The sequence below is a fragment of the Flavobacterium beibuense F44-8 genome (assembly GCF_000769915.1).
Taxonomy (GTDB): Bacteria; Bacteroidota; Bacteroidia; order Flavobacteriales; family Flavobacteriaceae; genus Flavobacterium; species Flavobacterium beibuense.
In genome coordinates this window covers 16908-28540 of sequence record NZ_JRLV01000024.1, presented here as the reverse complement: position 1 = coordinate 28540, position 11633 = coordinate 16908, and the positions used below count along the sequence as shown (strand labels likewise).

The 11633-nt window shown below is 40.0% G+C and carries 9 protein-coding genes; all 9 read left to right on the top strand.

Annotated features, from left to right (window positions below; genetic code table 11):
* The first annotated feature begins 19 nt into the window (after window positions 1-19).
* The 9 genes from Q763_RS15700 to Q763_RS15660 all read left to right on the top strand — a co-directional run bounded on the left by Q763_RS15700 (window position 20) and on the right by Q763_RS15660 (window position 11628).
* The gene (locus Q763_RS15700; protein WP_035135985.1) at window positions 20-1042 is read left to right on the top strand and encodes a LacI family DNA-binding transcriptional regulator; all 1023 of its coding nucleotides are present in this window, start codon (window positions 20-22) and stop codon (window positions 1040-1042) included.
* A gap of 204 nt (window positions 1043-1246) precedes the next feature.
* A complete protein-coding gene (locus Q763_RS15695; protein ID WP_035135984.1) occupies window positions 1247-2605 on the top strand; it encodes an MFS transporter in 1359 nt (452 codons plus the stop codon).
* 13 nt (window positions 2606-2618) lie between these two features.
* Window positions 2619-3275 carry a beta-phosphoglucomutase gene (pgmB, locus tag Q763_RS15690; RefSeq protein ID WP_035135983.1) on the top strand — a complete coding sequence of 219 codons (657 nt, stop codon included), beginning with the start codon at window positions 2619-2621 and terminating at the stop codon, window positions 3273-3275.
* A 1-nt stretch (window position 3276) separates the two neighbouring features.
* Window positions 3277-5586 (top strand): glycoside hydrolase family 65 protein, encoded by a 2310-nt coding sequence (locus Q763_RS15685; protein ID WP_035135982.1) that lies wholly within the window; start codon window positions 3277-3279, stop codon window positions 5584-5586.
* 112 nt (window positions 5587-5698) lie between these two features.
* A complete protein-coding gene (locus Q763_RS15680; RefSeq protein WP_035136017.1) occupies window positions 5699-7534 on the top strand; it encodes a glycoside hydrolase family 13 protein in 1836 nt (611 codons plus the stop codon).
* Window positions 7535-7539: 5 nt separating this feature from the next.
* A complete protein-coding gene (locus Q763_RS15675) occupies window positions 7540-8970 on the top strand; it encodes an alpha-amylase family glycosyl hydrolase (RefSeq protein WP_035135981.1) in 1431 nt (476 codons plus the stop codon).
* 94 nt (window positions 8971-9064) lie between these two features.
* Window positions 9065-9751, top strand: coding sequence for a glycerophosphodiester phosphodiesterase (locus Q763_RS15670; RefSeq protein ID WP_035135980.1), 687 nt, complete (start codon window positions 9065-9067; stop codon window positions 9749-9751).
* Entirely contained in the window at window positions 9748-10968 is a 1221-nt protein-coding gene (locus Q763_RS15665; protein WP_035135979.1) for a BaiN/RdsA family NAD(P)/FAD-dependent oxidoreductase, read from the top strand. The genes Q763_RS15670 and Q763_RS15665 overlap by 4 nt, the downstream gene beginning before the upstream one ends.
* A 60-nt stretch (window positions 10969-11028) precedes the next feature.
* Window positions 11029-11628, top strand: coding sequence for a hypothetical protein (locus Q763_RS15660; RefSeq protein ID WP_035135978.1), 600 nt, complete (start codon window positions 11029-11031; stop codon window positions 11626-11628).
* The last annotated feature ends 5 nt before the right edge of the window (window positions 11629-11633 follow it).

Genomic DNA, 11633 nt, shown 5'->3' with positions numbered 1-11633 from the left:
GTTATTTTTTATCGACGAAATGAAAAGAAAAGTCACTCTAAAGCAAATTGCAAGGGAACTGGATGTATCTATCTCTACAGTGTCTAAATCGCTGAGAAACAGTCCTGAAATTAGTGAAGATACAAAGCAAAAGGTTCAGGCATTTGCGAAACTATATAATTACAAGCCTAATAATATTGCCCTAAGTCTTAAAAACAAGAAAACTAAGACCATTGGCATTATAATACCGGAAATTGTCCATCACTTTTTTGCTACTGTTATTAGCGGTATAGAGCAGGTGGCAAACGAAAACGGATATAATGTAATTGTATGTCTTTCGGATGAATCGTTTGATAAGGAGGTAATCAACATGGAAATGCTTGCTACGGGGAGTATAGACGGTTTTATTATGTCGTTATCAAAGGAAACCCAGCTAAAAAAGGATTTTCACCATATAGTAGAGGTTATAAACCAAGGGATGCCTGTAGTGATGTTTGACAGGATTACTAATGATGTTTTTTGTGATAAGGTAATTATAGACGACCAAATGGCAGCTTATGAAGCGGTAGACTACCTTATTAATAAAGGGTTTAAAAAAGTAGCTCTTGTTACCACGGTCGACTATGTGAGTGTAGGCAAGCTAAGAACTGAAGGTTACCTTAAAGCTCTTAGAGATAATAATATGATGGCCGAAGAGGACATGATTGTTAAGATAGAGGATATAGACAACTGCTCGGTTAAAATAGAACGACTTCTGGAAGAACAAAAGCCTGATGCCATATTTGCAGTTAATGAGCTGTTTGCAGTTACCTGTATAAAACTGGCTGCTAAAATGGGGGTTAATGTGCCCGATGATCTTTCGGTAATAGGGTTTACCGATGGTATTATTTCGCAGTTCTCCAGCCCGGCTATTACAACTGTTAGCCAAAATGGTATAAAGATGGGCAGAAGCGCTGCAAAAATGCTTATTGACCGACTTGAAATGGAGGAGGAAGACGAGCATTATCGCACCGAAGTTATAGAAACACACTTGGTAGAAAGAGAATCTACGCCAACGTTGTAGTTTTGTTTATCTGGTTGTTTTTCAGTTGTTTATTTTTTTAATTTTACACTATTCAATAAAAAAATTAATATTTAAAACGGCATTTGTACATTAAAAATGCTATATATTTGTCACTGATTATCAAAGCTTATACTTCACTTCGCAACAAAAAGTAAGTTTTGATAAGCTACGCGCTTATCGTATTATGAATTTTAAATTACGATAATGGAAAAGCGTAAATTAGGTTTCTGGGAAATATGGAACATGAGTTTCGGTTTCCTGGGGATACAAATGGGTTTTGCCCTGCAAAATGGCTTTGCCAGTAACATCCTTCAAACATTTGGTGCCGAGGTGCACGAGCTTTCCTGGTTTTGGATTGTCGCTCCTCTTATGGGGTTAATCGTTCAGCCTATAGTAGGCCACTACAGTGATAATACATGGACTAAACTGGGTAGGAGAAAACCATTTTTTCTTACGGGAGCAGTACTTGCTTCTATTGGCTTGATATTAATGCCACAGGCAAATATTTTTACGGCATTCCTTCCGGCTTTATGGGTTGGGGCAGGTATGCTCATGATTATGGATGCCTCCTTTAATATTGCCATGGAGCCTTTTAGGGCACTTGTTGCAGATAATTTAAGAACAGAGCAGCGAACACTTGGCTTTAGTATTCAAAGTGTAGTTATAGGTTTTGGAGCTGTTATAGGTTCTGTATTACCATATGTGCTGGCTAACTGGTTTGGAGTTTCTAATCAGGCAGAGGACGGTTCTATTCCTTTACATCTTATTCTTTCTTTTATTATAGGGGCGGTGGTACTTATCACTACTATCCTTATTACTGTTTTCACAACAAAAGAATATACTCCTGAGGAACTAGCAGGCTTTAATAAGTCTGATAACACTCCGCAACCTGAAATCAGGGAAGCAAAATTATCTGATATTTTCACTGACTTTAAAAAGATGCCTTTTACTATGCGCCAGTTAAGCTGGGTACAGTTTTTCTCATGGTTCGGGCTTTTTGGTATGTGGGTGTTTACCACTCCAGCAATCGCTCATCATTTTTATGGATTAGCTGTTGACGATGTTAAAAACCAAACTTATCAAAATGCAGGAGACTGGGTTGGGATACTGTTTGGTATATACAATTTAGTGGGAGGGATATTTGCATTTGCTCTTCCTGCAATAGCTAAAAAAATAGGCAGAAAGCGTACACATACCATTTCTCTTTTTATAGGGGGAATCAGTTTGATAGGTATGTACTTTATGCCAAATGAAGATTGGTTAACCGTTTGTATGATAGGTGTAGGTATTGCATGGGCCAGTATATTGGCTATGCCTTATGCAATACTGGCAGGATCTATACCTCCTTTAAAAATGGGAGTTTATATGGGGATATTCAACTTCTTTATCGTAATTCCTCAAATCATAAATGCCCTTATAGGCGGCCCTATGGTTAAATACCTTTATAACAACGATGCCATTTTTGCCATTGTAACAAGTGGTGTGAGCCTTATTATAGCGGCAATGCTTGTGTTTAGGGTAAAAGACGTAGATGACCTAAAATCGAATTCAGAAATATTATAACAGAAAAGACTAAATGAAGCAGAAAGCATTTATATTCGACCTTGACGGGGTTATTGTAGATACTGCAAAATACCACTATTTAGCCTGGCAAAAAATAGCTGCACAGCTGGGTATTGACTTTACGCACGAACATAACGAATTATTAAAGGGTGTGAGCCGCGTGCGCTCCCTTGAAATTATTTTAGGTTTAGGGAACATTGAGGCCTCACAGGAAGATAAGGATAAGTGGCTTGTAGAAAAAAACGAGGACTACCTGGGGTACATTACCAACATGAAAGAAGATGAAATTTTGGAAGGGGTAGTGCCTGTACTTGATTTTTTAAAGGAAAACGGTCAGCTTATAGCATTGGGCTCTGCAAGTAAAAATGCAAGGCCAATACTGGAAAAGGTAAACATACTGCATTATTTTGACGCCATTGTAGACGGTAACGATGTTACCAACGCAAAACCCGATCCTGAGGTTTTTGTAAGGGCAGCACAACTGCTGGGCAAAACAGCACAGGACTCCATCGTTTTTGAAGATTCGGTGGCGGGTGTACAGGCTGCAAATATTGCAAATATGGTAAGTGTGGGCATAGGACATAAAGACATCCTGAACGAAGCCCGATTTAACTTCAACGATTTTACTGAAATCGACAACAACTTTTTAAAAACCTTAGTAAACGAATAAAATGAATCAGGATTATATAGTACCGGATAATTGGTCGATAATAGAAGAAGGGTTTGAGGCAGACAGGGTAAAATCATCCGAGAGTCTGTTCAGTATCGGTAACGGAGCTATGGGTCAGCGTGCCAATTTTGAGGAGCACTATTCGGGCCCAACCTTTCAGGGGAGCTACATAGCAGGTGTTTACTATCCGGATAAGACTAAAGTGGGATGGTGGAAAAACGGCTACCCGGAATACTTTGCAAAAGTTTTAAACGCACCAAACTGGATTGGTATAGAGGTACAGGTAAACGGTGAAGCATTAGACCTTAATACCTGTAAGGAAATAAAAAATTACAAGCGCGAGCTTAATATGAAAGAAGGGTGGTACAACCGTTCGTTTACAGCAGTACTGCAAAACGGTACAGAAGTGGCAGTAAACGTTAGGAGGTTTTTATCCCTTGTTTCAGATGAGCTAGGTGTTATAAAATATGAGGTAACTCCGGTTAACCAGTCGGCACAAATCGTATATAAGCCTTATGTGGATGCAGGGGTAAAAAATGAAGATGCCAACTGGGAAGAGAAGTTTTGGGAACCACTGGATGTACAGCATTCCGGCAATGATGCCTTTGTAACGGCACGTACTTTCAAAACACATTTTACGGCTGCTACCTACATGCACAACAGTCTGTTACTTAACGGTACCGAAGAGGTGGTTGTGGCAGAAGATATTGTAGCGACTAACGATAAGGTTCAGTTTAGTTATAGTTTGGATGCTAAACAGGGTGAAACGGCTGCCATTGTGAAATTTGGTGGTTATACCGTATCACTTAACCATGAAGAAGGAGCATTAATTGATGCTGCCAAAAATGTAATTGCTAATGCCGTTAGCAAAGGATATGATGCCTTACTTGAAGAACAGAAACAGGCTTGGGCAGGTATTTGGGAAATGGCCGATATTACTATTGATGGCGATGTAAAAGCACAGCAGGGTATCCGCTTTAATATTTTCCAGTTAAACCAAACCTATTTAGGTAAAGACCCAAGGCTTAATATAGGGCCTAAAGGATTTACAGGTGAGAAATACGGAGGTAGTACCTATTGGGATACCGAGGCATACTGTATTCCGTTCTACATGGCAACTAAAGACCAACAGGTAGCACGTAACCTGTTAACCTACCGTCACAACCAGTTAGGTAAAGCTATAGAGAATGCACAAAAGTTGGGCTTTACTAATGGTGCGGCACTATACCCTATGGTTACCATGAACGGGGAGGAATGCCACAACGAGTGGGAAATTACCTTTGAGGAAATTCACCGTAACGGGGCTATCGCTTTTGCCATATACAATTACTACCGCTTTACCGGAGATTACAGCTACATTCCGGAAAAAGGACTTGAGGTATTAATTGGTATTGCACGTTTCTGGTATCAAAGGGCTACGTTCTCTACAGCTAAAAATAAGTATGTGATACTTGGTGTAACAGGTCCTAATGAATATGAGAACAACGTAAACAACAACTGGTATACTAACTATATCGCACAATGGTGTATTAACTATGCTATAGAGAATATCACTAAGGTGAAAGATGAGTTTACTGCCGACCATAGTCGTATAATGGGATTAACCAATCTTACTGCCGAAGAGATTCAGCAATGGCAGAAAGTAGCCGATAATATGTATTTCCCGTATTCGGAAGAGCATGGTGTATTCCTACAGCAGGATGGTTTCCTTGATAAGGAAATGGTAAGGGTAAGCGATCTTGACCGTTCGCAAAGGCCTATCAACCAAAAATGGTCGTGGGACAGGATTCTTCGTTCACCATACATTAAACAGGCCGATGTGTTACAGGGCTTTTATTTCTTTGAAGACCATTTTACAAGAGAAGACCTGGAGAAGCATTTCGATTTCTATGAGCCGTTCACGGTACATGAGTCATCCCTTTCGCCATGTGTACACTCTATACAGGCAGCCGGACTTAACAGAATGGAGCAGGCCTATACATTCTATCTTAGAACATCACGTCTTGATCTCGACGATTATAACAAAGAGGTGAAGGAAGGGCTTCATATTACCAGTATGGCAGGTACATGGATGAGTATTGTAGAAGGTTTTGGAGGAATGCGTGTTAAAAACGGAAACCTTCATTTTGAACCTAGAATCCCTGAACAGTGGGAAGGATATTCGTTCAAAATCAATTTCAGGAACCAAATAGTGAAGATATCGGTACATTCGGGGGAAACGCGTTTTGATCTTGAAGGTGATAAGGAACTTACCGTATTTGTACACGGTAAAGAAGTTAAAGTAGAGCCAAACAAGGCAGTAACAATATAATGATTTAACCTGCAAGGTCTCTTCGACCTTGTAGGTTTTGTTTATTAATGGAGCTGTAAGAACCATCCCGGCTTTCAGCCACCCCTCTAAAGAGGGGAATAAAAACAAGCAAATGAAAAAAATATTTTATCTATTACTTTTTAGCTGTGCTTTCACTTTTGCACAGGCAAACAGAGTAGAACCGCCTTTTTGGTGGAGCGGCATGCATAACCCCGAACTGCAAATTATGTTTTACGGAAAAAACATAGCGCAGTATCAACCGGTATGCGACGGAGTGGTTATTAACAACGTAATCAAAACCGAAAATCCAAACTATGTTTTTGTGACCATAGATACTAAAGGGCTTCCTTCCGGAGAGCTTGTTTTTGATTTTAAGAACATTAAGAACAAAACGGCTTTCAGTCAGAAATACATGCTTAAAGAAAGGAAGGAAGAGGCTTCGCAGAAAAATAGTTTTGATGCGTCGGATGTGATTTACCTTTTAATGCCCGATCGTTTTGCAAACGGTAACCCTGATAACGACACCAGTAAAGAGCTAAATGAGAAAGCCGACAGGAGTCAGCCAAACGGAAGGCATGGCGGAGATATTGAAGGTATTATCAAAAACCTTGATTATCTGGAAGAACTTGGAGTAACAGCTATATGGAGTACGCCGCTTTGTGAGGACAACGATAAAGGTTACTCATATCACGGTTATGCACAAAGTGATGTGTACAGGATAGACCCTAGATATGGCAGTAATGAAGATTATGTACGCCTTTCGTCAGAACTTAAAAAGCGCGATATGAAACTGATCATGGACTATGTAACTAATCACTGGGGTGCAGAGCACTGGATGTATAAGGATTTGCCTTCATACAACTGGATTCACCAGTTTCCGGGGTATTCGCAGTCCAATTACAGGATGACAACTCAGTTCGACCCAAATGCATCACAAACCGATGCCAGGCAGTGTATGGACGGTTGGTTTGTGCCTTCAATGCCCGATTTAGATCAGTCTAACCCATTGGTGTTAAACTATCTTACACAAAATGCCATTTGGTGGATTGAGTATGCCGATCTTGACGGTTTCCGTGTAGATACCTATTCGTACAACGATAAAGAAGGTATTGCCAAATGGACAAAAGCTATAACAGATGAATATCCTGACTTCAATATTGTAGGTGAGGTTTGGATGCATGATCAGGCACAAATGGCCTACTGGCAAAAGGATAGTAAGATAGCAGCTATACAAAGCTACAATTCCTACTTGCCAAGTGTAATGGATTTTACCTTGCACGATGCCATTGGCGGAGTGTTTAACGAAGACCATTCAGGTTGGGATGCCGGTATGCAGAGGGTGTATGATAACTTTACTAACGACTTTTTATATCCAAATGTAAACAGCATACTTGTATTTATGGAAAACCACGATACTGGCCGTTTTAACGAGATATACAAAGGTGACCTAAACAAATACAAAATGGCCTTAACTCTTATTGCTACTGTGCGTGGTATTCCGCAAATATATTATGGTAGTGAAATAGGTATGGCAGGAGATAAAGGTAAGGGTGATGCCGATATCCGCAGGGATTTTCCGGGCGGATGGAACGGAGACAGTAACAATGCCTTTACAAAATCAGGTCGTACTGCACAGCAACAGCAGTTTTTTGAGTTTACTTCAAAAATGCTGAACTGGAGAAAAAATAAGGACGTTATCCATAATGGTAAAACCACTCATTACCTGCCGGATAATAACGTGTATGTGTACTTTAGGCATAACACAAAAGAGAGTGTAATGGTAGTGATGAACAACAGTAGTGAAACAAGAACTTTTAGTACTGCACGTTTTACCGAAAACATTAAAAACTACACAACAGGTACCGATGTGATTACCGGAAAGAAAGTGAACCTTGCTAACGAAATTAGCATGGAGCCAAAATCGGTTATGGTACTGGAACTAAAATAAGAGATATGAGGAAAACAATTCTTTTAGGGATTTTTCTTGCGACTTTTATAAGTTGTAAAACTCTGAAAAATCAGGATAAGACCAAAACTGAATTTGCAACCCTTGCTCCGGTTAGTGATGCCATGATGGAGAACAGCGTTATCTATGAGGCTAACATCCGTAACTATTCGCCGGAAGGAACCTTTAATGCTTTTACTAAAGATATCCCTGAACTTAAAAAACTGGGAGTTAAAATAGTATGGCTTATGCCGGTTTACCCTATTTCCATGAAAAACAGGAAAGCTACCGGAGACCTTTCGGTAGAGGATATACAGGATCCGGAAGAGCGTAAAAAATACTTAGGGAGTTATTATGCCATTTCTGATTATACAGCTATAAATCCTGATTTGGGCACGATGGAAGATTTCCAAAACCTGGTAAATACAGCACACGAAAACGGTATGTATGTCATACTGGACTGGGTAGCTAACCATACAGGTTGGGATCATAAATGGATTACTGAGCATCCTGAATATTACCATAAAAATGCTAAAGGTGAGGTGACCGATCCGCTTAACCCTGAAACAGGCGAAAGCTGGGGCTGGACCGATGTGGCGCATTTGGACTACACAAGCAAAGTGCTGTATGAACCTATGAAAAACGAAATGCTGTACTGGGTTAAGGAACATAATATTGACGGTTTCCGTTGTGATGTTGCCGATAATGTGCCTACAGAATTCTGGCAGTTTACCATTCCTAAGCTTAAGGAGGTAAAGCCTGTGTTTATGCTTATGGAGTCTAACAAGTCTTATCTGTTTAATGGGATATTTGATATGGGGTACGGCTGGAATGCCCACCACCTTATGAATGATATTGCTAAAGGTGAAAAAACAGTAGCCGACTGGGATGCCCTTATGGTACAGCAGGCTAAGGATTACAAGACGGAGGATATCTGGATGAACTTTACTTCAAACCATGATGAGAACGCATGGAACGGTAGTGAGTATGAAAGAATGGGTGATGCTGCCGAGGCTTTTGCTGCATTAACCTATATAATGCCGGGTATGCCACTTATCTATACGGGACAGGAATATGATTTTGAACGCCGTTTAAAGTTCTTTGAGAAAGATGAGATTTCTCACGAGAAAGGAAAGATGTTCGGGATTTATGAAAAACTGGGCGTACTTAAAAATACTAACGAAGCACTAAACGGAGGAAAACACCCTGCTGATTATAACAGGATAGCGACTTCTGCAGATAAAAATATTCTTGCTTTTGCAAGAGAAAAAGATGGTGAAAAAATAATTTTTGTAGCTAACCTTACTAAGGATGCTCAAACCTTTACCCTGCCTGTAGAAGGTACTTATACCAACTACATTACAGGCGAAAAGGTACAGCTTGCTCCCGGCCAGGAGCAAAAGTTTGACCCTTGGCAATATTGGGTACTCACAAAGTAATTTTTTCTCATAAATAGTTGTTAGAGTAGCACAGGTAGTTTTCTGCCTGTGCTTTTTTGTATATTTAGGAGTATCTTTACAAAAATATTCAGGTATGTTACAAATCCTTAAAATAGGGCACAGAGGGGCAAAAGCTCACTTACCCGAAAATACGCTGGCTTCTTTTCAGTATGCGCTCGATATGGGGGTAAACGGATTGGAGCTTGATGTTCATGTTTGCAGTACCGGAGAACTGGTGGTAATACACGACTTTACTGTAGACAGGACAACAAACGGCTCGGGAGAAGTGCATAAAATGACACTAGCCGAACTAAAGGCGCTAACAGTAGAAGGACAGTATACAATCTCTACACTGGAAGAGGTACTTGATTTGGCAGGTAAGAAATGTTTCCTGAATATTGAACTAAAGGGACGCCATACGGCGGTTCCGGTTTCAGAGCTTATGGAAAGGTATATAGCCGAAAAGGGCTTTACGTATAACGACTTTATAGTGTCCAGCTTCCAGAGGGAAGAGTTAATGGTAATGCACGATATAAATCCTAATATCCATTTGGGGATACTAACACAGGCCAGTGTTACCCAGGCATGGAGATGGGCACAGGAGTTTTCGGCAAAAGCCATACATCCGCACTTTTCACTGCTTACCGAAAGCAACGTGAAAAAAGCTCAGCAGGCAGGTTATAAAGTTTATACCTGGACTGTAAATGAGCCTGAAGATATAGAACGAATGAAATTATATGAGGTTGACGGAATTATGTCTGACTATCCCGAACGTTTATGAGTAAAAGTTTTGATGTAGTGATTGCCGGCGGGGGTGCTGCCGGATTTTTTACGGCAATTAATATAGCCGAAGGTAACCCTAAACTTAAAATAGCCATACTGGAAAGGGGTAAGGAAGTATTATCTAAAGTCCGTATTTCGGGTGGGGGTAGGTGTAATGTAACCCATGCCTGTTTTATTCCAAACGATTTAGCGAAGTTCTATCCCCGTGGGGAAAGGGAGCTAAAAGGACCTTTTAACCGATTTTGTTCGGGTGATACTATTGAGTGGTTTGAAAGACATGGTGTGGAGCTTAAAATTGAGGAAGACGGAAGGATGTTTCCGGTAACCGACAGCTCACAAACCATTATAGACTGTTTTTTAAATGCAACTGCAAATTTGGGAATACAGGTATTAACCGGAGAAAGCATTCAAAACATATACAGGGCAGAAGATTACTGGAAAATTGAAACCCAAAAAGAGGCTTATTTATCTGCAAAACTGGTAATGACTACAGGGAGCAATCCTAAAATGTGGGACATGATGCGCGAGCTGGGACATACTATAGTACCCCCTGTACCATCACTGTTTACTTTCAATATAAAAGATCCGCGAATTAAAGACTTGATGGGGATATCGGCGGTGGCTTCCGTTAAGGTAAAAGGCACCAAACTAAATGCATCCGGTCCGTTGCTTATAACCCACTGGGGCATGAGTGGTCCCGGTATATTAAGGGTTTCGGCGTGGGGTGCCCGTGAACTTTTTGATAAAAACTATCAGTTTACACTACAGGTAAACTGGCTTAACGAAACTGGCTTTGAGGAATGTGAAGAAACCCTATGGGACTTAAAACAAAATCAGCCTAAAAAAACCGTTGTAAAATACTGTCCTTTTGATTTTCCTAACCGTTTATGGCATAGTCTTGTCAATGCAGCAGGGATTTCGGCAGAAGCACGCTGGGCAGATGTTTCTAAGTTACAGTTATTGGCACTGGTTGCTCAGTTGATAAACGGAGAGTTTAAAGTAAACGGCAAAAGTACGTTTAAGGAGGAATTTGTTACTGCGGGTGGTATTGAATTAAAGGAAGTAAACTTTAAAACTATGGAGAGCAAAATGCAAAAGGATCTTTATTTTGCAGGGGAGATACTTAACATAGATGCCATTACGGGAGGCTTTAATTTTCAGAATGCCTGGACGGGAGGATACATAGCTGCACAATCGGTTTTAGAAGAAATTTAATTTTTTCACGCAACTTTTTTAATTTTATAGCATCTTATTGAAAACCAATTGATTGATGTTATGAAAAAATCACTTTTACTTTTGTTTTCTTTAGCGCTTTTTACAGCTTGTTCAGGAGATTCTAATACCCAATCGGTAAATGATGATCAGCAGCTACCTACTGCAAACAAAGTTTTATTATTGAAAGTTGACCTACTTACCAATGCCTTTGAAGGAGGTAAGGAACTTACTTTTCCTGATAATGGTAACTTTACTATTTCCACCGATTTTAATCCGGCCGGAGATTTTGGTGATATTACGCTTATATATGAGGAAGTGTCTGAAACCATTTTTGCAGGAGATATTATATGGATGGGATTGGGACAAATGACTTTTCCCGAATCTATAAATACTCCTGAAGAATTTACTGTTATTCAAAATCCTGTTTCCCAACCGGATGAGTCACAGTTTGCTTTAGTATCTGTTGATGAACCTGCAACCTCACCTTTTTTATCAGATATAGACTATGAGGCGATATGGTCATCAATAAGTAATCTGGCTGTGGTAAAACAATACAGGGAGAGTAACCCTGATGCAAAAATCAACCTGTTTTTATATACACCAAGTGTAGGTGTGGGCGATCCTGCCGAGTGGGACTGGTTTGTTATCCTGAAAAATTAACTGCT

Bases quoted from the DNA above. Each gene is read 5' to 3' on its own strand.
- Q763_RS15700 (WP_035135985.1), top strand. From the start codon at position 20: ATGAAAAGAAAAGTCACTCTAAAGCAAATTGCAAGGGAACTGGATGTA.
- Q763_RS15695 (WP_035135984.1), top strand. From the start codon at position 1,247: ATGGAAAAGCGTAAATTAGGTTTCTGGGAAATATGGAACATGAGTTTC.
- pgmB (WP_035135983.1), top strand. From the start codon at position 2,619: ATGAAGCAGAAAGCATTTATATTCGACCTTGACGGGGTTATTGTAGAT.
- Q763_RS15685 (WP_035135982.1), top strand. From the start codon at position 3,277: ATGAATCAGGATTATATAGTACCGGATAATTGGTCGATAATAGAAGAA.
- Q763_RS15680 (WP_035136017.1), top strand. From the start codon at position 5,699: ATGAAAAAAATATTTTATCTATTACTTTTTAGCTGTGCTTTCACTTTT.
- Q763_RS15675 (WP_035135981.1), top strand. From the start codon at position 7,540: ATGAGGAAAACAATTCTTTTAGGGATTTTTCTTGCGACTTTTATAAGT.
- Q763_RS15670 (WP_035135980.1), top strand. From the start codon at position 9,065: ATGTTACAAATCCTTAAAATAGGGCACAGAGGGGCAAAAGCTCACTTA.
- Q763_RS15665 (WP_035135979.1), top strand. From the start codon at position 9,748: ATGAGTAAAAGTTTTGATGTAGTGATTGCCGGCGGGGGTGCTGCCGGA.
- Q763_RS15660 (WP_035135978.1), top strand. From the start codon at position 11,029: ATGAAAAAATCACTTTTACTTTTGTTTTCTTTAGCGCTTTTTACAGCT.